The organism is Kribbella sp. CA-245084, assembly GCF_050942355.1.
Lineage (GTDB): Bacteria > Actinomycetota > Actinomycetes > Propionibacteriales > Kribbellaceae > Kribbella.
Genome location: NZ_CP192053.1, coordinates 3137205 through 3160880, shown reverse-complemented (window position 1 = coordinate 3160880; position 23676 = coordinate 3137205). Strand labels below are relative to the sequence as shown.

At 67.9% G+C, this 23676-nt stretch carries 26 protein-coding genes; 10 read left to right on the top strand and 16 right to left on the bottom strand.

Annotated elements, in window-relative coordinates:
- Positions 1-186 precede the first annotated feature (186 nt).
- Positions 187-462: a hypothetical protein gene (locus ACQPYH_RS15270; RefSeq protein ID WP_432891685.1), complete on the bottom strand. Its 276-nt coding sequence runs from the start codon at positions 460-462 to the stop codon at positions 187-189.
- Between the two features lie 4 nt (positions 463-466).
- Positions 467-646: a hypothetical protein gene (locus ACQPYH_RS15265; RefSeq protein ID WP_432891682.1), complete on the bottom strand. Its 180-nt coding sequence runs from the start codon at positions 644-646 to the stop codon at positions 467-469.
- 81 nt (positions 647-727) lie between these two features.
- Here ACQPYH_RS15265 and ACQPYH_RS15260 point away from each other — a divergent pair, with 81 nt between their 5' ends.
- From ACQPYH_RS15260 to ACQPYH_RS15250, 3 genes are all read left to right on the top strand, one after another.
- Positions 728-1906: a helix-turn-helix domain-containing protein gene (locus tag ACQPYH_RS15260; protein WP_432891679.1), complete on the top strand. Its 1179-nt coding sequence runs from the start codon at positions 728-730 to the stop codon at positions 1904-1906.
- A 102-nt stretch (positions 1907-2008) separates the two neighbouring features.
- On the top strand, positions 2009-2560 hold the full coding sequence (locus ACQPYH_RS15255) for a hypothetical protein (RefSeq protein ID WP_432891676.1): 552 nt from the start codon (positions 2009-2011) through the stop codon (positions 2558-2560).
- A gap of 320 nt (positions 2561-2880) precedes the next feature.
- Positions 2881-4569 (top strand): sialidase family protein, encoded by a 1689-nt coding sequence (locus tag ACQPYH_RS15250; RefSeq protein WP_432891673.1) that lies wholly within the window; start codon positions 2881-2883, stop codon positions 4567-4569.
- Here the strand turns inward: ACQPYH_RS15250 and ACQPYH_RS15245 are convergent.
- Complete coding sequence (locus ACQPYH_RS15245; RefSeq protein WP_432891670.1) at positions 4559-5437, bottom strand: aldo/keto reductase; 879 nt, start codon at positions 5435-5437, stop codon at positions 4559-4561. The two genes, ACQPYH_RS15250 and ACQPYH_RS15245, sit on opposite strands and share 11 nt — an antisense overlap.
- A 72-nt stretch (positions 5438-5509) precedes the next feature.
- On the opposite strand from ACQPYH_RS15245, the gene ACQPYH_RS15240 reads away from it, so the two are divergent.
- Positions 5510-6079, top strand: coding sequence for a TetR/AcrR family transcriptional regulator (locus ACQPYH_RS15240; protein WP_432891668.1), 570 nt, complete (start codon positions 5510-5512; stop codon positions 6077-6079).
- 26 nt (positions 6080-6105) lie between these two features.
- Here the strand turns inward: ACQPYH_RS15240 and ACQPYH_RS15235 are convergent, their stop codons facing one another.
- A complete protein-coding gene (locus tag ACQPYH_RS15235) occupies positions 6106-7491 on the bottom strand; it encodes a mercuric reductase (protein WP_432891666.1) in 1386 nt (461 codons plus the stop codon).
- A 101-nt stretch (positions 7492-7592) separates the two neighbouring features.
- Positions 7593-8426 (bottom strand): helix-turn-helix transcriptional regulator, encoded by an 834-nt coding sequence (locus ACQPYH_RS15230; protein ID WP_432891664.1) that lies wholly within the window; start codon positions 8424-8426, stop codon positions 7593-7595.
- A gap of 121 nt (positions 8427-8547) precedes the next feature.
- On the opposite strand from ACQPYH_RS15230, the gene ACQPYH_RS15225 reads away from it, so the two are divergent.
- Positions 8548-9561, top strand: coding sequence for an aldo/keto reductase (locus tag ACQPYH_RS15225; protein WP_432891661.1), 1014 nt, complete (start codon positions 8548-8550; stop codon positions 9559-9561).
- A gap of 9 nt (positions 9562-9570) precedes the next feature.
- Here ACQPYH_RS15225 and ACQPYH_RS15220 read toward each other — a convergent pair whose 3' ends face one another.
- From ACQPYH_RS15220 to ACQPYH_RS15205, 4 genes are all read right to left on the bottom strand, one after another.
- Positions 9571-11448, bottom strand: coding sequence for a glycoside hydrolase family 76 protein (locus ACQPYH_RS15220; protein ID WP_432891658.1), 1878 nt, complete (start codon positions 11446-11448; stop codon positions 9571-9573).
- 78 nt (positions 11449-11526) lie between these two features.
- Complete coding sequence (locus tag ACQPYH_RS15215) at positions 11527-12495, bottom strand: aldo/keto reductase (protein WP_432891655.1); 969 nt, start codon at positions 12493-12495, stop codon at positions 11527-11529.
- 105 nt (positions 12496-12600) lie between these two features.
- A complete protein-coding gene (locus tag ACQPYH_RS15210; RefSeq protein WP_432891652.1) occupies positions 12601-13047 on the bottom strand; it encodes a DUF4234 domain-containing protein in 447 nt (148 codons plus the stop codon).
- A gap of 90 nt (positions 13048-13137) precedes the next feature.
- Positions 13138-14544: a DUF2252 domain-containing protein gene (locus tag ACQPYH_RS15205; protein ID WP_432891649.1), complete on the bottom strand. Its 1407-nt coding sequence runs from the start codon at positions 14542-14544 to the stop codon at positions 13138-13140.
- Between the two features lie 83 nt (positions 14545-14627).
- On the opposite strand from ACQPYH_RS15205, the gene ACQPYH_RS15200 reads away from it, so the two are divergent.
- The 3 genes from ACQPYH_RS15200 (at position 14628) to ACQPYH_RS15190 (ending at position 17022) form a co-directional block, all read left to right on the top strand.
- Entirely contained in the window at positions 14628-15680 is a 1053-nt protein-coding gene (locus ACQPYH_RS15200; protein WP_432891646.1) for an LLM class flavin-dependent oxidoreductase, read from the top strand.
- A 109-nt stretch (positions 15681-15789) separates the two neighbouring features.
- The gene (locus ACQPYH_RS15195) at positions 15790-16659 is read left to right on the top strand and encodes a hypothetical protein (protein ID WP_432891644.1); all 870 of its coding nucleotides are present in this window, start codon (positions 15790-15792) and stop codon (positions 16657-16659) included.
- A gap of 57 nt (positions 16660-16716) precedes the next feature.
- On the top strand, positions 16717-17022 hold the full coding sequence (locus ACQPYH_RS15190; protein ID WP_432891642.1) for a pyrophosphatase: 306 nt from the start codon (positions 16717-16719) through the stop codon (positions 17020-17022).
- Here the strand turns inward: ACQPYH_RS15190 and ACQPYH_RS15185 are convergent.
- From ACQPYH_RS15185 to ACQPYH_RS15165, 5 genes are read right to left on the bottom strand one after another with little or no spacing between them, the layout of a single operon-like run.
- Positions 17010-17570 (bottom strand): HAAS signaling domain-containing protein, encoded by a 561-nt coding sequence (locus tag ACQPYH_RS15185; protein ID WP_432891640.1) that lies wholly within the window; start codon positions 17568-17570, stop codon positions 17010-17012. The two genes, ACQPYH_RS15190 and ACQPYH_RS15185, sit on opposite strands and share 13 nt — an antisense overlap.
- On the bottom strand, positions 17567-17908 hold the full coding sequence (locus ACQPYH_RS15180; protein ID WP_432891638.1) for a PadR family transcriptional regulator: 342 nt from the start codon (positions 17906-17908) through the stop codon (positions 17567-17569). The genes ACQPYH_RS15185 and ACQPYH_RS15180 overlap by 4 nt, the downstream gene beginning before the upstream one ends.
- 45 nt (positions 17909-17953) lie before the next feature.
- The gene (locus tag ACQPYH_RS15175) at positions 17954-19498 is read right to left on the bottom strand and encodes a DUF6297 family protein (RefSeq protein ID WP_432891635.1); all 1545 of its coding nucleotides are present in this window, start codon (positions 19496-19498) and stop codon (positions 17954-17956) included.
- Positions 19495-20172: an ABC transporter ATP-binding protein gene (locus ACQPYH_RS15170; protein ID WP_432891632.1), complete on the bottom strand. Its 678-nt coding sequence runs from the start codon at positions 20170-20172 to the stop codon at positions 19495-19497. Before ACQPYH_RS15170 ends, ACQPYH_RS15175 begins: the two co-directional genes overlap by 4 nt.
- Entirely contained in the window at positions 20169-20804 is a 636-nt protein-coding gene (locus tag ACQPYH_RS15165; RefSeq protein WP_432891629.1) for an O-methyltransferase, read from the bottom strand. The genes ACQPYH_RS15170 and ACQPYH_RS15165 overlap by 4 nt, the downstream gene beginning before the upstream one ends.
- 105 nt (positions 20805-20909) lie before the next feature.
- Here ACQPYH_RS15165 and ACQPYH_RS15160 point away from each other — a divergent pair, with 105 nt between their 5' ends.
- Entirely contained in the window at positions 20910-21884 is a 975-nt protein-coding gene (locus ACQPYH_RS15160; RefSeq protein WP_432891626.1) for a carbohydrate kinase family protein, read from the top strand.
- A gap of 6 nt (positions 21885-21890) precedes the next feature.
- Here the strand turns inward: ACQPYH_RS15160 and ACQPYH_RS15155 are convergent, their stop codons facing one another.
- Complete coding sequence (locus ACQPYH_RS15155) at positions 21891-22313, bottom strand: ester cyclase (protein ID WP_432891624.1); 423 nt, start codon at positions 22311-22313, stop codon at positions 21891-21893.
- A gap of 79 nt (positions 22314-22392) precedes the next feature.
- On the opposite strand from ACQPYH_RS15155, the gene ACQPYH_RS15150 reads away from it, so the two are divergent.
- The gene (locus ACQPYH_RS15150) at positions 22393-22986 is read left to right on the top strand and encodes a TetR/AcrR family transcriptional regulator (RefSeq protein WP_432891621.1); all 594 of its coding nucleotides are present in this window, start codon (positions 22393-22395) and stop codon (positions 22984-22986) included.
- Here the strand turns inward: ACQPYH_RS15150 and ACQPYH_RS15145 are convergent.
- Entirely contained in the window at positions 22974-23660 is a 687-nt protein-coding gene (locus tag ACQPYH_RS15145) for a GntR family transcriptional regulator (RefSeq protein WP_432891618.1), read from the bottom strand. The genes ACQPYH_RS15150 and ACQPYH_RS15145 overlap by 13 nt on opposite strands.
- Positions 23661-23676: the final 16 nt, after the last annotated feature.

The following is a 23676-nucleotide window of genomic DNA, read 5'->3' as shown; positions in this document are numbered from 1 at the left end:
AAGCGGCCTCGGAGTGCGAGTCGAGACGGTGCGGGAGCGACGATGCCCCCGGGCATCTGACGAGTCATGATCAGGTTGCGGCCGCTAGGGAACTCCAGCGACCAGCCCGTGACGGTCGTGGCCGCTCGAATAGTGGCGGCAGGGACGTGCGCGGAGGTCAGGGCTCAGCACGCACGCCCCTGCGGTCTAGTGGTGGTAGTTCAGCTCGATCACTTGGCACGCGTAGATCTGACGCGCGATGCCGTACGGCTTCAGGATCGCGTCCAGCTCTCCGACCGTGCTCATGAGTGCCTGGAGGTAGTCCTCGTGCGAGTCGGTGTTGTTGAACACGTAGTGGCCCGTCTTCTGTGGGTCGGCGCGCACGCCTGTTCGGGTCAGATGGGCGTCAGCTTCCCGGCTGAGGTTGGCCCTCGTGAGGGTGAACTCCACGCTGCATGACCAGTCCTTCACTTCGCTCCGCACCGCGTCACTCGTCCAGCCACTCGGTACCGGACGAATCCCGGTGATAGCCCGAGTGGTGGCCGAGCGTGCACGGCCGCCCCGTGATCGGGTTGCACCCGTCGCACGGCTCGGTCAGCGCGGCTTTGAGCACCGGCCAACTGCGGTCGTCCGTCCCCGTGGCGCTGGTGGGTGTCTCGGTGTTCATGCCGTCAGCTTGGCCTAGTCCGCTGTCCTGGACGATGATTCCCGCGTATCCCGCTGGTTCGGGATGCAGGGATACAAGGGCATGGGCGACACTGGTGGCGTGTCGTTCGGGAGCCGTCTACGCGAGTACCGGGACCACCGTGGTTGGTCCCTTGCTGACCTCTGCAAAGCCACGCACTACAGCCGGTCGTACCTGAGCAACATCGAGAACGGCCGCAAGGCCCCAACCGACGACCTGGCCCGGCTGTGCGATGAGGCGCTGAGAGCGAAGGGTGAGCTGATCGCCGCTGCCCGCGAGGAGGTCGCAGCGCGGCTGGATCGCACCCCGTGGCAGACCGCCGAACTGGTGCAGCGGATGCAGGCCAGCGACACGACCGGGCACACGTTGGAGGCCCTGCAATCGACCATCGAGGAACTGTGCTGCCAGTACAGCTACCGCGACGCCCTGGAACTGCGCCGAGAGGCTCATGACTGGCTGCAGCACGTCGGCGGGCTGTTGCGGCGTCCAGTTGGCCTGAAGGCCCATCAGGAACTCTTGGTGGCCGGGGGCTGGCTCGCCCTGCTGGCCGGGTGCGTGGAGTACGACCTCGGCATGCGGTCGGCGGCCGAGTCCACCCGGACGGCGGCACTGCAACTCGGCCTAGAGGCCGGACACCCCGAGATCACCGGATGGGGCCACGAAATGACCGCGTGGTTCGCCCTCACCCAAGGCCGGTACAGGCAGGCCGTCGAAGCTGCCCAACGCGGTCAGGCAGTCGCGCAGACCGCCAGCGTCCACGTCCAACTGATCGCCCAGGAAGCCAAGGCGAAAGCCCGACTCGGTGAAGCCGGCCTGAGTGCATTGCTTGCCTCGGGCAAAGAAATGCTCGACCGGTTGCCCTACCCAGACCGTCCGGAGAACCACTTCAAGGTCGACCCGGCTAAATGGGATTACTACGTGATGGACGTGCACCGGATCGCCGGTGACGACGAGTTGGCCACGGAGTACGCGAGGACCGTCATCCGGGACAACACCTCGCCGGACGGCAACGAACTAAGCCCGATGCGGGTGTCTGAGTGCCGGATCACCCTCGGCATCATGGCGGGTCGGGAAGGCGAACTGGAACAGGCCGTGGAACTCGGCAAGACCGGACTCAAGAACGGCCGACAGAGCAAGGTCCATCTCCTCATGATCGCCGGGGAACTCGACCGGGAACTCAGGGACCGCTTCCCCGGCGAAGGGCTCGTGACCGAATTCGAAGACACGCTGCACGCCGTCTGAGCACTTTCGGGCTCAGTCCGCGCAGTCGTACCTCAGAATCTCGCGCGCACTGGCGGCGCTGTGGTGGGATGCTCCACGGAACCCCGAGGAGGAACGCGGCTGATGAGTGTCGGTGAGTTCGTCAAGGATGTCGGCCCGATCGCGATCGGGCTCGGTGGTCTATTCGTCGCGTACGCCAACTCCCGCCAACCCGGTCGTGAGGCCCGTCATCATGCGCGGGTCGAGACCCTGTACCAGGACATGCTCGACACGCTCCAGCATCGATTCAACGAGGTCAGAGAGCGCGCGGGGCTCGGCGAGGCCTACGCACTTCCGGCACGAGATCCGTCGACGTACCAAGTGACGCGAGCGCGCATCCGCCTGTATGCCAGTGGCCCGATCACGGCGTCCTGGGACAAAGTCCACAGCCAGCTCACTACTGTCGAAATCGACCAGGCAGAGGGGCAACTGGAAGTCACCATGCTGCACCTGCACGCGATCGAGTCCAGGATTGCGGAGCTGGCGGAGCTGATGAGGCGCGACCTCGGTGTGCCGGGCGTGCCCCTATGGACCCAGGCGTGGTCGCAGGTCCGGTCCAGCTGGTATGTCGTGGGCGGCGGTCGGCGCAGGGGGATCCGCGCCGCCAGATCGAAGCACAACGAAGGCGAAGGCTAAGGCTGTTCGACCGATCAGGTCTGCCGAGCCACCTTCGCTGTTCCGTCTTTGTTCCGTTAGACAGCCATCTGGCACCGACGCATGTCAACGACTGCCAACCGTAAGTGCCCAGGTCAGACGTTCAAAGCCATGCACAACCAACGACAACCACCACCGTGGGAGGAGTTCTGGCTGTACCACGACGTCTGAGTTTGTCTGAGACGTAGCTGAGGAAGCCCCATTCGGCCAGTTCGGGTGGGGCTTCCTTGTGCTCTGGACCGGCTTCGGGGTGAGGCGCACAATGCGCTTGATATCCCTCGGGGGCTGGGAAGGGGGAACAAGTGAGGCCGTCAACCATGCGCCGGTCCGCGATGCTCGGGGCGATCGCCCTGGTGGGGTCGCTCGCACTGGTCGCCACGCCCGCCACCGCGGCGCCGAGCGCCGTCGCCGTACACAATCCGTTGCTGAAACAAGCGCTGGCGGAGGAGGAAGAGGAAGGTACGGACGACCCGGCGCAGTCGGCGCTGTGCCAGTCGTATCTCGGCCATCCGAACCCGTACGCGAACCCCGCGCCGAACGTCGACCAGATCGTCGGCGACACCGTGGTCACGGTGGGCTCGCAAGCCGGGTGCAGTTCCGCGCAGAACGAGACCACGATCGCGGTCAACCCGCGCAATCCGAACAACATCGTCGCCGGCGCGAACGACTACCGGCTGTTCAACGCCCGGGAGAACCGCAACGACAGTTCGAGCTTCGCGTACACGTCGTTCAACGGCGGCCGGACCTGGACGAACGTGGAGATCCCCGGGCTGACCATCGCCGCGGGCGGTACCGGCGCCTTCAGCTGGTTCGACGGATCCGGCGACCCGGTGGTCGCGTTCGGTCCGAACAACACCGTCTACTTCGCCAGCATCGTGTTCAGTCGCTCGGCACCGCTCGGCGGACAGGACGCGACCGCGATCGTCGTCAACGTGTCGCACGACGGCGGGCTGCACTGGGGCGGTCCTCACGTCATCGCGATGGACGGCGTGAACCCTGACGGCACGCCGGCCGTGACGCACATCTTCAACGACAAGCCGTGGATGGCCGCCGATCCGTCCAGCGGCAGGGTGTACGTGAGCTGGACCAAGTTCACCTACGACACCGATGACAACTACCTCGAGTCGCCGATCATGCTGTCGGCCAGCGTCGACTTCGGCGCGCACTTCGGGACACCGGTCCGGATCCCGCCGTCGTTGAACGGGTTCCACGGCGGCATCACGCCGTACGACCAGGGCTCGAACCCGCAGGTCGGCAACGACGGGCAGCTGTACGTCGCTTACGAGGCCTCGGTCTGCGCGACCGCCGCGTGTGACGCCGCGGGCGACCGGGACGCCACGGTGGTGGCGACCTCGACCGACCACGGACGCACGTTCCGGCACGCGATCGTCGACACGAACTACGACTTCCCGGACACGCTGACCGGCGAGAACTTCCGGCTCAACAGCTATCCGCAACTGGCCTACGACCGGGTGAACGAGAAGCTGACCGTGGTGTGGTCCGACGACCGCAACGGTCTGTACGACGCGACCACCGGCGCATCGGTCAAGACCAACGGTGACAACGTCGTGTCCTCGTCCGGCAACGGCAAGAGCTGGTCGCGGCCGTTGGTGATCGGTACGCCGCAGGACGAGTTCTTCAGCGCGGTCGCCGCGCGCGACGGCAAGGTCGCGATCGCGTCGTACACGAGGCACTACGACCGCAACGGGATCAACCTCGACTACGCGTACTGGGCCGCTTCCGGCACCCAGTCGCTCAGCCGGGCCGCCACCCAGCGGATCACCACCGCCTCACAGAACCCGCAGGTCCAGTTCCTCGCCGTCGACCCGGACGGCACCGAGGTACAGGGAGTGTTCATCGGCGACTACTCAGCAGTTGCCATCGGCAATGACCTCCGGATCCACCCGTGCTGGACCGACTTCCGCGGCCGGCCCGGCGTGAATACGCCGAACCAGGACGCCTACACGCAGAGCATCCAGCTCAGGCACTGACGACAGCGTCGAGCTCGGCGAGGGCGTCCTCGTCGAGCTCGACGTCCGCGGTGCGGAGGTTGTCCTCGAGGTGGGCGATGCTGCGAGTGCCCGGGATCAGGGCGGTGTGGTTGTTGTGCGCAAGGATCCAGGCGAGGCAGATCGCGGCGGGCGTGGCGCCGAGCCGGGCGGCAATCTGCAGTACGACGGGGTGCTCGGCGGGTGACGGGATCTGGTCGAAGGCAGAGCCGAGGGGGAAGTACGGGATCCAGGCGATGTGGTTGGTCGCGCAGAGTTGGAGCTGCTCTTCGGAGGAGCGGTTGATCAAGCTGTAGGCGTTCTGGACGCAGACAATGCCGGCCGGCAGGGCCTGCTTCAGCTGCTCGGTGCTGATGTTGCTGAGACCGATCGCGCCGATCAGGCCTTCGTTGCGTAGGGCAATCAGTTCGGCGAGCTGGTCGTCGAGCGGGACGACTTGGTCTCCTTCGGCGATGAGTCCCGGGCCTTGGTCGGCGCGCCGCAGGTTCACCACCGGGACCTGGTCGAGACCGAGGGACGTGAGGTCGAGCTGAACCTGCTCGCGCAGCTGCGAAGGATGCTGGGCCAGGGCCAGGCGCACCGGTGCGTCGACGCGGCGGGCGCCGACCTTGCTGACGATCACGAGGTCGTCGGCGTACGGGTGCAGGGCGGCCCGGATGTGTTGGTTGACTGTCGTGTGGCCGTAGAACGAGGCGGTGTCGAGATGGTTGACGCCGAGCTCGACGGCGCGCCGGAGGACGGCACCCGCCGCCGTCGTGTCCAGCTTCTCGAGCTGCATCGCCCCGTACCCGATCCGGGCGATCTCGTACTGGCCGAGCGTGACGGTGCCGCCTGGTCGTTCGGAGGTCATAGCGGTGTCCTCAGGTAGAGTAAGTGGAGGTTTCTCCAATTACCGTAACACTAACTGGAGGTTTCTCCACTTATGCGGGCTGACGCGACGCGGAAGCGTGAGCAGGTGGTCGAGGCGGCCGTGGACGAGCTGGCCGAGCTCGCCGTGGCCGCGCGCAAGGGCGACTCGGTCCGGCTCTCGTTGGACCAGATCGCGGCCCGGGCAGGGGTCGGCGTGGCGACGCTCTACCGGCACTTCCCGACCCGGGAGGCGCTGCTGGAGGCGGTCTACCACCAGGATCTCACACGGTTGTGCGACGCTGCTCCAGGGTTGGCCGCCGAGGGGTCGGCGGATGAGAGGCTGCTCACCTGGATGCACCGCTACCTCGACTTTGTCGACTCCAAGCGGGCGATGGGCGTCAGCCTGCGCTCCATGGTTGCCTCGGGGGCCGTCACTCAGTCGGACACCCGTGCCCGGCTCACCGAGGCGGCCGCCTATTTCCTCAGCGCCGGCACTAAGGACGGCGTCCTGCGGGCCGACGTACCGCCGGAGGATGTGGTCGCGGCGATGGCCGGTGCCGTGATCGCGGCCGACCCACAGCAGCAACGCGAGCAGACGCAACGCCTGCTGAAGCTGCTGGTGGACGGTCTCCGGGTCCGTTAGGCGAAGCTCTGGGTGCCTCGGTGCGTTCAGTCGAACGTCGAGAACAGAGTGTTGAGGCCTTCGGCCAGGAGCGGGTGGGTGAAGACCGCGTCGGCCATCGCGGTGTAGGTGAGCTTGCCCAGCATGGCGACCTGGATCATCGTCATGATCTCGCCGCCCTCGGTGCCGAGGACTGCGCAGCCGAGGATCTGACCGCTGTCCGCGTCGACGACCGCCTTCATGAAGCCGCGTGTCTCACCGGTTTCGAGGGCCCGGATCACCATGCTCATCGGGAGTCTGGCCACCTTGATCGCGCGTCCCTGCGCCCTGGCCTCGCGCTCGGTGATGCCGACGCGGCCGAGTTGCGGGTCGATGAACACCGCGTACGGAACGGTCCGCTCCCGGGTACTCCGCTTCTCGTGACCGATCAGGTTCGCGTGCAGGATGCGGTAGTCGTCGTTGGACAGATGGGTGAAGGCGGGCCCGCCCTTGATGTCCCCCATCGCGTACACGCCGGGGACACTGGTTTCGAGGTACTCGTCGACCTCGACGAAGCCGCGGCCGTCAAGCTGGATGCCGGCCGCCCCGGGCGTCAGCGCCTCCGTGTTCGGGATCCGGCCGATGGCCGACAGCAGGTGCGACCCTTCGATCTGCTCCTCGCCGTCCTCCGTGCGGATGATCAGCCGGACTCCGCCACCGTCGACCGGTTCGACCCGCAACGGCGATGACGACGTCAGCACCGTGATTCCCTCGTCACGCAAGAGGGTAGCGACCTCGTCCGAGACGTCGTCGTCCTCCAGCATCAGCAGGCGTGCGTTGCTCTGGACGATCGTGACTCTGCTGCCGAACCGGTGGAACATCTGGCCGAACTCCAGCCCGATGTAACCGCCACCGAGCACGATCAGATGATCCGGCAACTCATCGAGCTCCATGATCGAGGTCGAGTCGAGCACAGGCACGACGTCCGCGCCTGGGATGTCGAGCGGCTTCGACCGAGTGCCTGCGTCGATGACGATCACCGGCGCATCCAGCTGCCGGGTCGCGCCGTCCGACAGCGCGATCTCGACCGAGTTCGGCCCGGTGAAGTGGGCCTCGCCCTCGATCAGGTCGAGGCCGTCCTGCGCCAGCCGGCTCGCGTAGTTCTCCCGCGCTCCCGCGACCATGGCCCGTTTGCGCTCACGCACGGCGGCCAGGTCCACCGAGACCGGGCCGGTGCGTACGCCGTACTCCGCGCTACGACGCGCCTGGTAGGCGAGCCGCGCACTCGCGACCATCGTCTTGGTCGGGGTGCATCCGGTGTTGACGCACACGCCACCGAGCTGGCCGCGCTCGATGAGCGCCACTCTCCGGCCTGCCTTCGCCAGCTCGACCGGGAGGAACCGGCCGCCCTGGCTGGTCCCGATCACGATCGCGTCGTAGTACTCACCAGGCATTGCGACTCCTCCGGTCACGCACAAGCGGCTCACCTGCGCTCTGCGCGAACGGTCTCACGGCAGGCTGGTGCACCGGACTGTGCACTGGCCTGCCGAACGCGCTAGTCGTGTGGCGTGGTCTCGAAGGACTGCGTGCCGATCACGCGGAGGAGGTCGAGTTTTTCGCGGGCGTCGGTGCCTTCGATCGGGAGGAAGGCGCGCACGCGAAGGTCTGCGGCCGGGGTGAGCAGGGTTTCGCAGGTCAGGTCGAGGTTGCCGACCTCGGTGCTCACGAAGCGTTTGCGCGGTAGGTGGACGGCGACGTCGTGGCGGGACCACAGCGTGCGGAACTCTTCGCTGTCCGCGGTGAGGGCGTCGACCAGCTCGGTGACGTCGCGGTCACCCATCCGGCGGGAGTACGTCGCGCGTAGGTCAGCGACGTGGAAGGCCGAATGGGCGTCCCAGTCCTCCGCAGGGAAGATCTGCCGGATCGTCGGGTCGGTGAACCAGAGCCAGGTCAGGTTTCGCCCCACGCTGGGACCGATGACGACATCGGCGAGCGCGTTCTGCCAGAGGACCTCGTCGAGGTCCGTGCAGATCACGACCGGAACGTCGGTGAGGCGGGTGACCAGCGCGAGCAGGCCGGGTGGGATGTGGCGGCCGGCTCGGCGTAGTGGCGGCGTGAGGCCGGCCAGGTGGTACAGGTGGTCGCGCTCGTTCAGGTCGCAGCGAAGGGCGCGGGCGAGGCCGGCGATGATCGGTTCGGACGGGTTCGCGCCGCGGGACTGCTCCAGCCGCGAGTAGTAGTCCGTGGACATGCCTGCCAGTTGAGCTACCTCCTCACGCCGCAGTCCCGGCGTACGGCGTCGGGCGCCGTCGGGAAGTCCTACGTCGGCCGGGTGCAGCACCTCCCGGCGTCGGCGGAGGAAGTCGGCCAGGCCGTCACGATCGATCACACCGTCCATCATCCGCGACGGCCCAAGGCCTATCCAGGGACAACCTGTCCGTGGATGAAGTGGGCCTTCTCCGCCGCCCGCGGCCGGCAGAGGGTGAAGGAGAACCCAAGGAGGAACACCCATGCACTACCGCACGCTCGGCCGGACCGGTATGAAGGTCAGCCCCTACGCCCTCGGCGCGATGATGTTCGGTGCCGTCGGCAACAACGACCGCGACCTGTCGCTCCGGATGATCGACAAGGCACTCGACGCCGGGATCAACTTCGTCGATACGGCGGACTTCTACTCCCACGGCGAGTCCGAGGAGATCGTCGGCGCGGCGCTCAAGGGCCGCCGCGAGCACGTCGTACTCGCCACCAAATCGCACCTGCCGATGGGCGACGACCCCAACCAGCGGGGCAACTCGCGGCGGTGGATCATCACCGCGGTCGAGGACTCGCTGCGTCGTCTGCAGACCGACTACATCGACGTGTTCCAGATGCACCGGCCCGATGCGGACACCGATATCGAGGAGACCCTGTCCGCTTTGACCGATCTGATCCGGAGCGGGAAGGTCCGCGCTATCGGCTCATCGGCCACACCCGCGAGCGAGATCGTCGAGGCGCAGTGGGTCGCGGAACGTCGCGGCCTGGAGCGGTTCCGGACCGAGCAGCCGCCGTACTCGATCCTCAATCGCGGGATCGAGCGCGAGGTACTGCCGATGGTGCAGAAGTACGGGATGGGCGCGCTGGTCTGGAGCCCGCTCGCTCAGGGGCAGCTGACCGGGCGGGCGCCGGCGGATCTTCGGCGTACGGCGATCTTCAAGCACATGAGCGACGCGCGGCGGCTCGAGGTGGCGGAGCAGCTCATCCCGGTCGCCGACGCGGCTGGACTCAAGCTGACCCACCTGGCCATGGCCTTCGCGATCGCCCACCCGGGCGTCACGTCAGCCATCATCGGCCCGCGGACCATGGAGCACCTCGACGACGCCCTGGCCGGGATGGACGTCACCCTCGATGACGCCATCCTCGACCAGATCGACAAGATCGTCCCGCCGGGCACCGATGTCGGCCGGCTCGACATGGACTACGACACCCCGGCAATCCTCGACGCATCGTTGCGCCGCCGATCGATCACCGATCGCGCCGCGGCCTAGCTGTAAGCCTTAGTTGTACGTCGCAGTCACGTGGTAGACGCGGCCGCCCCAGCCGTCGTCGGGGAAGGAGTCCGACACGCGCACGTACCCGGCCCTGCTCGATCCGGCGGCCGGGCCGAGGTACGGCGTGAGGTCGAACGTGCGGGCGGCCTTGTTCTCGCCGTCGTGGTACGGGTTGGTCTCGGTGGCGACCGTCGTCCAGGTCTGCCCGTCGCCGCTGACCTGTACGACGAACTCGTTGTCGATCGTCAACGTCGCGGACGCGCTGGTGGTGTCGGCCGGGAACGGGAAGCGGTACACGAAGTACGAATGCCCGTCGGCGAACCGGTTCTGTACGCCGTTGCTCTGCGAACCGTCCGCGTCGAACAGCCACGGGGTCTCGGCCGCCGTACCGGTGTCGAAGTCGACGTTGTGCGCGACCAGGATGTCCGACCGCGTACTGAACGACAGGGACCCGGACGTCGCGGTCGCGGTGACCGAGTGGAGGCCGTCCGCGGTCCCGGCCGGGATCGTGACGTCGAGGGGAACGGAGGTATGCACAGGCAAAGCGTTGCCGTGCGGGCGCAGTGTCACAGTCGCCTTCGCTGGGGTCACCGTCCACCCGGAAGGGGCGGCCGGCCGCACTACGACCTGCAGAGGATCGGCGCCGGTTGCCTGGACGTCGACCTGGACCTTCACGTGCGTCGCGCTACCGGTCGCGGGCATCACCACGGGCAACGCCGGGTTGGTTGTCGCTGACAACGATCGAGTCGGCGGCACGGTGGGTACGGCGGCGATCAGGGCGCTCAGCGCACTGGCCTGAGTACGCCAGTCGAAGACGTTCGGCTCGGCGCCGGACCACCGTTCCCCCAGCCGGTCGGACGCGTCGCGGTCGTTGTCCCAGACCGTGGCGGCCTGCTGCGCGACGAAGGCCGTGTAGCGCGGGTCGTGCGTGGTGTCGGCGAGGTCCATCCAGTAGCGCATGAAGATGCCCTTGAACTGTTTGCCGTTGTCGTCGCACGTGCGTCCCGGCGCATCGCAGTACTCCGTCAGGACGCCGTCGGTGACGAGTCCGCCCGGAGCGATCGCCGCGTCCGCCAACCGCCGTACTGTCGGGAGGATCTTGGCGTCGTGGGTGGCTCGGTAGAGCTCGAGGCCGGCGCCGATCGCGAGGCCCTGGTTGTAGCTCCAGACCGTGTCGCCGTTGCTCGTGCAGTCGTCCTTCAGGCCGTCGTTGACCAGGCCGGCGGAGTTGATCATGCCGCTCGCGGTGAACCAGTTCCAGCCCTCCTGCGCGCGGCCGAGCCAGCGCGTGTCGTGCGGCATGCGGTTGTGCAACTCGGCGGTCATGCGGATCCAGAGGCCGTTGGTGACCGCGTTCTTGTACGTGCGTTCGCCGTTCCACCAGACTCCGCCGCCGCACGAGCTCGGGTCCCAGTACCCCTCGACGTACTCCGCGATCTTGACCGCCATGTCGAGGTACTTGCGGTTCTTCGTCAGGTCGTACGCCTGGATCCAGGTCAGACCCCACCACTCGGAGTCGTCGATCGCGCGGCTGGTGAAGTTGCCCAGCAGCTCGTCACCGGACAGGTACCCGGCCGGGAACTTGCCCTTGTCCTTCTCGAACGTGTTGTCCAGCTGCGCCAGGTAGCGGCGGTCGCCGGTGCGTTGCATGTAGTCGCCGATGGTCTGCAACGCGACCGCGGAGTTCCACCAACTGGAGGGGAACCACGCCTTGTTCGGCTCGTAGGAGCTCATCAGTTCGTCGGCCGCGACCCGGGCCCGCGCGGTGGCGGTCGGGCCGTCGGCGTGCGGCGGAGTGGCTCCGGCCGGCGGCGACACCAGCCCGATCGCCAGTGTCACCGCCCCGGCCACGAGCAGACGGAAGGTACGACGGTGCAAGACCATGGGCGGATCTCCTCGAGCGGCTTGGAAACGTTTCACCGAGCTTCCGAGGAGACATCGTCGTCGTACCAGACAACGATGTCAATGGCCCAGGATCGTGGCAATCTCATCCAGTTGCGCCGGGGCCAGCGGACCGTGTTGCAGCGCACCGGCGTTCTCCTCGACCTGCGCGACCGTCTTGAAGCCCGGGATCGGAACGAACGCCTCGCTGCGCGCCCACAGCCAGCCGAGCGCACCCTGCGCGAGCGTCCGGCCGTCGGACGTGAGTACGTCACGGATCGCGTCCAGGCGGCGCAGCGACTCGGCCTGGTCGCCGGTCCGGAAGTTCCAGCCGTGCCGTACGTCGTCCTCGGGCAGGCTGCTGTCCTGGTCGAACTTCCCGGTCAGCAGGCCCATCCCGAGCGGACCGCGAACGATGCTCGCGAGACCCTTGTCCTCGCACAACGCCAGTACGTGGGCGTTCCCGCCGAACACATTGAAGTGCTGCTGGATCGCCTTGCAGTGCGAGCTTTTCGCGAACAGTGCGGCCCGCTCCGGATCGTCCGTGCTCCACCCGATCGCACGGACCTTGCCCGCGGCAACCAGTTCCTCGAACACCGCGAGTACGTCGTCTGCCTTCGCGAGGTCGTATCCGCCGAGGTGGAACTGGTACAGGTCGATCCGGTCGGTACCGAGGCGCCGGAGCGACTCGTCGCAGGCCCAGCGGATGTAGTCCGGGTTGCCGTTCTCACCCGGCGCCTCGCGGGTCTCCTCGACGTACGTGTAGCCGGCCTTGGAGGCGATCACGATGTCGTCGCGGACGTCCCCGAGCGCGTCCGCGATCAGCTTCTCGCTGTGCCCACAGCCGTACACGTCGGCGGTGTCGAAGAACGTCACCCCCAGTTCGTACGCGCGCCGCAACGCCCGCTTCGACTCGCCGTCGTCGATGACACCCCAACCGACCGGACTCCCCTGCCGGGCATGCGGTCCCCCGATCGCCCAACACCCCATGCCCAGCGCACTGACCGCCGTTCCCCCTGCACCCAACGAACGCTGCGCTGCCTGCGCCATAACACCCTCCGACCTAGAGCGGGAACGTTTCCAGCCACCAGATCACGCTCCCGCACAGGAGTCCAACAGGTGTTACTCATGACCCCGACAAGCCCCAGCGATGAGTCAGACGTACAACGAGATCGGCGCACCCACCGGGGCATCGCCGTACGAGTTGACCACCTTGTTGAGCTCGAGCTGGTAGTACAGCGTCCCCAGACCGAGCACGAACATCAGCAGCAGCCCGAGACCGGCACTGCACGTGACCGGCAGGCCGGCGGCCCGCTGACCCTCCGCGATCCGCTGCCCGGTGCGGAAGTACGAGATCATCGGCGCGATCAAGGTCCAGCTCAGGAAGAGCAGCACCAGCATCGGGCCGGCCACCGGAACCACGCGCCGACGGTCGAAGTGCGCGAGCTCCTTGTGGATCTTGTAGTACCAGACCAGGTGGTAGATCCCGAGCGTGATCAACGGCAGACCGAGCCAGACACCGACCGGGTGCCGCAGCTTCATCTGCATTCCCTGCGCGACCGGCGTACCCGCTCGGCTCGGCAGGACGATGTGCTGTCCCACGAGTGTTCCCCCCTACGATCGGGTCACAGAGCGCGACCCTGTCGGCCGCTACATCGTGTTCTCGTCACGATGCGTTACAACGGGACCTGATCAAACTCCGGTTCGGGCTTCGACGCGGCCGTCGGCCACGGCCTTGGCGAAGGTTTCGTGGTCCTGGGTGTTCTGCTCGGCGTAGGTGTGGGCGAAGTCGGTGACCGCGTGGTCGAAGCGGTCGGACTTGCCCAGGTAGGCGGCGAGGGCGAAGCGGTCGCCGGAGCGGGCGTGGGCCCGGGCGAGGGTCCAGCCGCAGAGACGGGCGTACAGGACCATCGCCTCGGGGGTGAGGCTCTCGATGTCGGCCGACATCTTCCAGTCGCGGAGCTGGCGGACGTAGTAGTCCTGCTCGCCGTCGGCGGTATCGGCGCGCAGCCAGCCGAGGAAGATGTCGCTGGTGGCCTGCATCATCCGCTGGCCGACGACCACGCGCTCGCCTTGGGTCATCCGCTCGGACGATCCGGCGTACGACGACAACACCGACGGGCCCGCCTGCTTCGCCTGGAGGACCAAGGCCTCGTCGGCGATCGTGGATTCCAGCAGCATGATCCACGCGCGGGTGCCGACGCTCCCGACGCCGACGACCTTGTGCGCGACGTCGGTCAGCCGGAAATGATCCAGGAGATGGCGGCGGTCCTGCTCGAGGGTGCCGCGGTAGCCGGTCATCAGCTTCTGCAGCCTGGAGAGCACCAGCGCGCCGTCGATGTCGACCAGGTCGTTCATCGGGATGACGAGCGGCGGGTTCGAGACGATCCGCCGGTGGCCGTCGACGGTCGTGGTGAGCTTGCCGATCGCCTGCATGCTGTCGCGGGTGTACGCCTTCGCGAGCTTCCCGCGCGCCGCCTTCAGCCCCTTCCGCTGACCCGACGGGAGCGACGCCTTGAACCGCTTGGCCACATCCTCGATGTCCAGCCGTGCGTACCAGACAGCAAGGATCGGCTGCCCGGCGAACTCGTGCATCGTCTCGCGATACGTGCGTACGACGGTGAACACGGCCTCGCGGCACTTCTTCGGATGGAATCCGTTGTCCTCTCCGGCCACCATGAAGCTCGTCGCGAGCCGCTTCACGTCCCACTCGAACGGCCCCGGCTGCGTCTCGTCGAAGTCGTTCACGTCGAACACGAGCCGCCGATCGGGCGACGCGTACGCACCGAAGTTCGACAGGTGAGCGTCTCCGCACAGCTGCACCTCGAGCCCGGTCGCCGGCGTCTCCGCGAGATCGGCCGCCATCACCAAAGCGGCGCCGCGGTAGAACGTGAACGGCGAGACGAGCATGCGGCCGTGCCGGATCGGCACCAGCTCCGGCACGCGTCCCTCGGCCTGGGTGAGCAGCAGCCCGACCGGATCGCGCGTGGCGCTCACCCTGACCTCGGCGTGCGACTCGAGCGGCACCTCCTCCCGCACCGCCTTGCCCCGCGTCGCCCGTTCCTTCGCAGTCAGTTGCTTGCCAAGGTGCTCGTCCATCTCTCCAGGGTCGCCCCGACGGTGCCATCTTGACCAGCAAGACATCCTAAGTCGACTAATCGAGTGAACTTAAGCTGATTTGCATGACTTTCCTCTGGTACATCCCGAACCAGGTCGACCCCGGTCACCGCGGCGACGACACCGTCCAGGGACACAACAGCCTCGAGCGGTTGACCGAGCTCGCCCGGCTCACCGAGGACCACGGCTGGTCCGGCGCGCTGCTCGGCACCGGGTGGGGCCGGCCGGACACATTCACGGTCGCGACCGCACTCGCCGCGCGTACGACGACGTTCCAGCCGCTGGCCGCGATCCGGCCCGGGTACTGGCATCCGGCACACTTCGCGTCCGCGGCGAGCACGCTCGACCAGCTCAGCGGCGGACGGTTGCTGATCAACATCGTCTCCGGCCAGGACAACCTCGAGGCGTACGGCGACAGCGAGGGCGATCAGCCGCAGCGCTACGCCCGGACGAAGGAGTTCCTCCAGCTGGTACGGCGGTTGTGGACCGAGGAGGACGTGACGTTCGCGGGCGAGTACTTCTCGGTCACCGGGTCGACGGTCGCGACACGGCCCGTCGTACGGGAAGGCCGGTTGCATCCGCGGCTGTACTTCGGTGGCGCGTCGGACGCGGCGCAACGGGTGGCCGCGACGGATGCCGACGTACAACTGTTCTGGGGCGAGCCGCTGGACGGGATCGCCGAGCGGATCTCACACCTGCGGGACCTGGAGCTCGAGCTCGGTCGCGAGCATGCGCCGCTGGAGTTCGGGCTGCGGATCACGACGCTGGTTCGGGACACCGCCGAGGAGGCGTGGGCCGACGCCGAGGCGAAGGTCGCGACGATGGCCGAGGCCCGGGGCAACCGCGACCGCCGCTGGTTCAAGGCCGTCGGCCAGCAACGCCTCCTCGACCTCGCCGAACGCGGCGAGGTCCTCGACGACAACCTCTACACCGCTCCCGGCAAGTACGGCGGAGGCGGCGCCGGCACCACCTGGCTGGTCGGCTCCCCCGACGACGTCGCCAAGTCCCTGCACAGATACCGCGACCTCGGCATCACCCACTTCATCCTCTCCGACACGCCGTACGGCGAAGAAACCATCCGCATCGGCGACCGACTCCTTCCCCTCTTGCGCCAGTGAGCTGAAAGGATGCTCCTCACCGCTTGACTGCTGCGTGCCCAGTGTGATCGGTTGATTACCGAGCGCCAGCGGTGGGTATGTGGCGCTGTGAGGCACGTGAGGAGTATCGATGGTCAACTATCTGCCCCGGTCTGCGTGGAATGCGCGACCGCCGAAGGACGGGCCGGGGAACCTGACCGTGTCCCGGGTCGAGGGCGCGGTGATCCACTGGCCGGGCACCGGGTCGACGAAGGTGATCCACACCCAGGCGGCGGTCGCGTCCGCGTTGCGCGGGTGGCAGGACTACCACATGGACAGCCGCGGCTGGTCCGACATCGCGTACCAGATCGCGGTCGACCAGTCCGGGCGGGCCTGGACGCTGCGCGGGCTGCGGACCCAGTCCGGTGCGAACGGCGACAACGACGTGAACGAACGGTACGGCGCGATCCTGCTGGTGCTGGTCACCGGCGAGCAGCCGTCCGCCGCGATGAAGGCGACCACCCGCGCGGTGATCGCCGACTTCCGCAAGCTCTACCCCCGCGGTACGGCGATCCGGCCGCACTCCGCGGTCCGTCCGGAGCCGACCGACTGCCCCGGCGATCCAGCCCGTGCCGCGATCGCCCGCGGCGAATTCACCCCCGGCCATTCGGAGGACGACGACATGACCCCCGCCCAGATGCAGGAACTCAAGAACTTCATCGAGGCCCGCTCGCAGGCCTACGCCCTCTGGGTGCACAAGCAGCTGCGCCGCGACCTCACCGCGGTGGTGAAGGCGTACGCACTCGACATCAAGAACTACGAACGCCAGACCGACGCGGCCGACGCCGCCCGCGCAGCCGCCGCCGTCTGGGCCACCGCGCCCAAGAGCATCCAGGTCGACGGCGACCCGGCGCAGGAACCGGTCAGCCCCGACCCCACCACCGACCCCGAGCCGAGCCTCCCCGACCTGGACCCGTTCCCCACGGTCGACGCGACCCCGAACGGCGACAAGCCGGCCTAGCACGCCCCCACCGCAGGCCCCACCGCGATTGTCGGTGGGGCCTGTTTAGGTGTTGCGGTGGATCTTGAGACGCTCTCGGAGCGGTTGGAGAAGTTGTCCGTGCGGTACGGCGAGCGCCTCGGGTTCGAGCGGGACCCGGACTGGTTCCTGCTCAAGCTGCAAGAGGAAGTCGGCGAGCTGACGCAGGCCTACCTCCAACACACCGGCCGTGCCCGCTCCAAAGGCGCAACCCCCGACCAGATCCGCGACACCTTCCACCAGGAGTTCGCCGACGTCTTCTGCCAGCTCCTGCTGTTCGCACGCCGGCACGACGTCGACCTACCGACCGAGATCGAACGCAAGTGGCTGGTCTACGAAGTCTGACGCGGCGCGCGGGCGTTCAGCACGAGGGCGGCGATCAGGCCGACCGAGACCACTGTGTCGGCCGCCAGGATGATCCCGATCGGGGGCTGGACGAACATGTCGAGCGCCAGCGCCACGGCGTACCCGAGCGGCCAGCTCAGGGTGCCGATCAGCTTCCAGATCGTGGTCCAGCGGTTCGACGTCCAGAGCAGCCCGAGGCCGATCCCCCAGCCAACAACGGCCACGATCAAGCTGAGCGACAGCAGGTACGGCGCGACCAGCAGCAGTCCGACCGCGACGAAGTCCTGCGGACGCAGGCGCGGCCCTACCTCGACCTGCACCAGGCCGTCGGTGGCGGCGGCGACGATCTCGCTCGGCCGGCCGAGCCGCTGCAGGACCTCGCGGATCTCGTCCTCGGAGGTGGCACCTGCCGCGCGTGCCTCGGCGATGTGCGTCTTCATGTCGTCGAGGAGCTCGTCGCGCCGTCCGGCCGGCAGCACCGCGGCCTCTGTGGCCAGCTCGTCCAGGTACGCGTCGACCAGCCGATTGCTGTCCAGTTCCATGTTCATCCCCGTCTCCCACTCTGCAAGATCTTGTCGACCGAGGTGCAGAACCGTTGCCAGTCCGCGGTGAACGCGGCCAGCGCCTGGCTGCCCTCGGGTGTCGAGGTGTAATACCGCCGCGGCGGGCCCGATCCGGACTCCTGCCAGCTCGTCTCGACCAGGCCTTCACGACGCAGCCGGGCCAGCAGTGGGTAGATCGTGCCCTCGGTCGTGACCATTCCGTCGACGTCACTCAGCGCCTTGACCAACTCGAAACCGTAACGAGGCTCTCCCTGCAACAGCGCCAGGACGCAGTACTCCAGCGTCCCGCGGCGCAACTGCGTGAAGACCTTCTCGGCTACCATGCGAGACAAGGTACCTGTTCACGCCAAGATAAGCCAAGTCGAGGATCAGTCAGTTTTCGGGCGCACCGAGAACATCACGGTCAGGACGAAGGCCGGAATGGCCACGACCCACAGCGGCGGCAGGTTGAGCAGCACCGGCGCCAGACACAGGAGCAGCAGGTCGAACCCGCGGGCCGGCTGGGAGAACAGTCCGGGCGGGATCGCCCCCATCGGCGAGGCGACCAGCGGACCGGCATACGTCGGAGGCCGCGCGGACGCCTGCCGCACCGCCCCGGAGATCACGCCGCCCGCGACCGCGAACGTCGCCGAGAGACTGCCGATCGCGGGGAACGCGAGCCCCGCCCAGAGCACCGCGAACAGCCCCGGAACCACCGCCATCACCACGCGCAAGTCGCGCAGATCCATCCCCATCGCGCGCACCAGGCCGGTCGAGCGGCAAACCGACCGCAGTCCGTCGAGCATCGGCCGTACGGCGATGAACCCGGCGAACGCGGCCGCGATCGGGACAAGTACGTCGAACCCCGCGCCCGCGACGGCGTACGGGACAACGAGCAACGCGCCCGCGATGATGAGCCGCCGCGGCCAGCGCAGGATCCGCCAGAACTCGCGCTGCACGATCGCACCGCCGCGCGAACCCATGCCGCGCCGCGAACGCACCCGCCCCTTCAACCGCCAGTGCCGCCCGGAGATCACGTCGCCGAGCATGCTGATGTCCAGACTGCTCGCCGCACCCGCGAGGCCGGCCAGCAGCTCGCCGCCCGCGATCACACTCGACCGCCCGAGCCTGTCGAGCGTCCGCGAGGTGATCGTCGTCAGGCCGAGGCAAAGCACGACGACGACCACGCAGATCACCACCAGATACAGCCCACCTGGGTCGAAGGCGGACACCTGCTCCGCCTCCGCAAACGTCAGGATGACGTTGGCGGTCTGCACATTTCGCGTCGGGTCGTGCCGGAAGGCCAGGATCGCGGCGGGGACCAGGGCGGCGATCAGCAGCAGGTCGGCCACCCGAAGCGTCCACCGGGAGCGTCGGGTCGACTGTTGTGCCCAGACCGTGCCGATCGCCGCGCACACCAGCAGTGCGCTGATCAGGACCGCCGCCTCGAGCACAACCCCGAAGCTCGACCCGATCAGAGCCCAGACGACCGCCGCCGCGACGAGCCCGGCGACCGCGACCGCAGCCGTCACCAGCCGGTACGCCGGGCGCAGTAGCGCGGCTCGGTTGACCGGCGTAGCGAGCAGCCAGAACCCGCTGGCCCGCGACGCCGACACCGGCCCGACCGCGAGCAGCATCCGCACGGTGATTGCCAACAGCAACGGCACCATGATCCACGGCATCCACTCGGTGAGCTGCCCGCAGGTGTACGACGAGCAGCGGGCCGCGTCCGAGTTCAGGTGCCGTACGACGTTGCCGGCCGTCGCGCCGACCATCGCCAACGTGAACAGGACCAGGTACACGTCCTCGAAGATCTGCCAGAACGACCGATCCGCATGCCGTCGGCGGGTCGTGCGCATCCACTGCCGCAACGACCGCGACGTCGGGATCGCGCCGAAGTCGCTGGGATCGAAGACAACGGGCCCGTCCGTCATGGCAGCGGAGTCAACGTGACGATGGAGTCGGCGACCGTCTCGACCAGCGCGGGATCGTGGCTCGCGAACAGGATCGAAGTGCCGGACTTCTTCTCCTCGAGCAGCCGGTTCGACAGCCACTGCACACCGTCGGTGTCCAGCCGCGCCTCCGGCTCGTCGAGCACCATCAGCTTGCGCGGCCGGACCAGCGCCGTCGCCAGTGCGAGGCGACGGCGCTGACCCGACGACAGCGAGCCGGGCAGCTGGTCGGCGGCCGTCAGCAGCCCGATGTCGTCGAGCGTGGTGTCGACGAGATCCTCCGGCGACGCGTTGCCGTGCGCGCGGGCGAGCAGGTCGAGATGCTCGGCCGCGGTCAGATCCGGGAAGAAGTCCAGGTCGTCGAGCAGCGTCGCGACATCACGACGGACGACCTCGACCCGCTCGTCGATCGGCACCCCGTCGAGCAGGATCTTGCCGGCGGCCGGCTCGGCCGAACCCACGATGCACTTGAGTACGGTCGTCTTGCCGGCGCCGTTCGGCCCGACCAGCGCGATCGCCTGCCCGGCGGCCAGCGTGAAGGTCAGCCCCTCGATCACCGGCCGGTCGCCGTACTTGTGCTGCAGACCCTGCACCGCCAGCCGCGGCACCGGCTTGCTGCCCGGCTTGCTCCCTGACCTGCTCCCCGACTTGCTCACTTCTTGCGGACCAGAGTCAGCCCGTCGCCGATGCCGAGCATGACCACGTCGACGCGATCGTCCTGCGCGACATGCGCGTTGAACTCCTTGCGGTCGGCCGGGCCGTCCGCCTCGATCACCCGTCCGCCGGCCAGCGTGTTGTCGAACAGCATCAGCCCGTTCGGGCGGATCAGCGGCAGGACGGTCTCGAAGTACTTGATGTACCAGTCCTTGTCGGCGTCGACGAACGCCAGGTCGAACTCGCCGTCGAGCTTCGCCGCGGAGTCGTGCGCGTCACCGATCCGCAGGTCGATCTTGTCCGCGACGCCGGCCCGCTCCCAGTACTTGCGGCCGATCGAGGTCCACTCGTCGCTGACGTCCAGGCAGATCAGTTCGCCGTCGTCCGGCAGCCCGCGCGAGATCGCCAGCGCGGAGAAGCCGGTGAAGGTGCCGATCTCGACCGCACGGCGGGCGCCGATCAGCCGGGTCAGGGTGGTCAGCAGACCGGCCTGGTCCGCGGTGGTCAGCATCCCCGCGGGGTTGCCGAGCTTCTCGGTCTCGGCGCGCAGCTCGGTCGCGATCTCGTCCAGCGGCATGCCGTGGGCGACCATGTAGTCGTGCAGTTCCTCGGTCACCGGTACCTGATGGCCCATGAATTCCCGCCCTCCGTGTATTTGTTCGGTCGCCTGTAGTCTCTATTGGCTGTCGTCACGCCGCACACCCACCCCAGCTCTACCGACTCTGAGGGAGCACCCCGCATGCGCATCGCTGTCGCCGGATCGATCGCGACCGACATCCTGATGACGTTCCCGGGCAAGTTCAAGGACCAGTTCCTCGAGGAGCAGATGCACAAGGTCTCCTTGTCGTTCCTGGTCGACGAGCTGGTGGTGCACCGCGGCGGTGTCGGCGCGAACATCTGCTACGGCATGGCCCAGCTCGGGTTCGGGTCGCTGCTCGTCGGGTCGGTCGGCGCCGACTTCGCCGAGTACGGCGAGGCGCTGACGGCGGCCGGCGTGGACGTGTCGCATGTCCGCGTCTGCGAGAACGTACACACCGCGCGGTTCACCTGTACGACGGACCAGGACGCGAACCAGATCGCCTCGTTCTACACCGGTGCGATGGCCGAGGCGCGGGAGCTCGACCTGGGCGCGATCCACCAGGCCACCGGCGGCGTCGACCTGGTGCTGATCGGCGCCGACGATCCGGACGCGATGATCAAGCACACCGAGCTGGCCAAGCAGCACGGGATCGCCGTCGCGGCGGACCCGTCACAGCAGCTGGCGCGGATGGAGGGTGCGGACATCCGCCGGCTGATCGAGGGAGCGGCGTACCTGTTCAGCAACGAGTACGAGGCGGGCCTGATGGTGCAGAAGACCGGCTGGAGCCACAACGAGATCCTCGAGCGGGTCGGCGTGCGCGTCACCACTCGCGGCGGCGACGGCGTGGTGATCGAGGACACGACCGGCGTACTGGTCAAGGTCCCGGCCGTGCCCGCTCCGGGCCTCGTGGACCCGACCGGCGGCGGCGACGCGTTCCGCGCCGGCTACCTCACCGGCCGCGCCTCGGGACTCGACCACGAAGCGGCCGCCCACCTCGGCTGCACGCTCGCCACCACGGTCCTCGAAACGGTCGGGACACAGGAGTACACGCTCGACCACGCCGTCTTCCTCGACCGCCTCACCACCGCATACGGCGCCGACGCCGCCACCACCGCAAAGCAGGCGCTCAAGTAGTAGCTGTCAGGCGGCCAGGCGGGCCAGTGCGCCCGTCTGCTCGAGGAGAGCGAAGCGGTCCGGGCAGCCCCAGTGCTCGATGATCCGGCCGTCGACGACGCGCGCCACCTCGAACAGCGCGATATCGACGGCGGCATTGCTCGGTGGGCCGAAGAACGATCCGGTAGCTGTTCCCCGCGCCCTTCCGTGGGCCCAGACGACGTCGCCGACGACGACCGACTCCTCCAGCGTGTACACGATGTCCGGCATCAGCTCGTGCACCTGCCGGATCGCGGCCTTGACCAGGTCGCGGGCCTGCTGACCCGTCCCGGCCAGGCGGAACTGGTGCTCGATCAGATCCGGCGCGCAGAGCTCGTCGACGATCGCCTCGTTCCCGGTCGCGAATCCCTCGTGCAGGATCCGCTCCAGCACCTCACGTGGTCCTTCCATGACTCCCCCTCGGAGTTATTGCACTAGTAGTGCACTCGATGCAGTGTCACTGCACTCAACACAGTGATAGTGTGCCGACATGCCCGAGGCTGTCAAGTCCTATCGCCAGGTGCAGGCCGAAGAGACCCGCCTGCGGATCGCCCGTGCGGCCCGTGCGCTCTTCGCCGCGCAGGGGTACGGCGCCACCAGCATCGACGCGATCGCCAAGGAGGCCGGCGTCGCGACCCGGACCGTCTACTCGGCGTTCGGCACCAAGCGGGAGATCCTCTCGCTGATCTGCGACCAATGGCTGAGCGAGGCCGGCGCCATCGAGCGAGCCCAGCAGGTGTTGGCGATCGAGGACCCCGCCCAGCGACTCCGCGGCGCGGCCGGCTGGCTCACCAACCTGTACGCCGCCGGCTTCGACGTCGTACTGATCTTCGAGGCCGCGACCGACGAAAGCCCGGAAACAAAGGCCTTGCTGCGCTCGAAGCTTGCCGGACGCAACCAAGTGATGGACGCGATGATCGCCTCGCTGGAAGACCAGTTGCAGATCCCGCTCAAGCAGGCGCAGGCCATCTATCGCGCGCTCGCCGCGCCCGGGGTCTATCAGGAGCTGGTCGACGAGTCCGGTTGGACTCCGGACGAGTTCAAGGCGTTTGTCGCCGACTCACTCCATCGTCAGCTGCTCTGAGATCGGGCCCACAATCCGCGGACGTGGCCGATGTGCTGACGCATCAGCTGCTCGGCCCCCTTGCCGTCTCCGGCCTCGACCATGTCCATCAGCTCGTGGTGCTCGGTGGCCGACGGAAGCAGCCGCCCGCTCTCGACCAGCGGCGTGAGACCGAGCAGGCGGGTCTGGGAACGCAGGTCCGAGACGACGTCGACGAGCTTCTGGTTGCCGGAGTACGCGAGCAGGGTGACGTGGAAGACCCGATCCGCCTCGATGTACGCGATCAGGTCGCCCGCCTGCGCCGCCACCACGATGTCCTCGGCCAGCCGGCGCAGCCGCGGGTAGTCCGCCGTCGGAATCACCGGTACGACGTCACGGATCGTCGGCGGCTCGATCAGCTGCCGGACCGCGGCCACGTTATCGAGGTCCTCGTCGGACACCTCGGTGACCCGGAAGCCCTTGTTCCGCAAGGAGATCACCAGGCCCTCGCGGACGAGGTCCAGCATCGCCTCGCGCACCGGTGTCGCGGAGACGCCGAACCGCGCCCCGAGCGTCGGCGCGGAGTACACCTCCCCCGGTTTCAGCTCACCGGAGATCACCGCCGCGCGCAGTGCGTTGGCAACGCTGTCACGCAGGTTCTCGCGTTGTGCGAGCCGCCGTACGCTCGGCATCGGCTCGGTCGAATCGGCAGTCATCATTCACCTCCCAGGG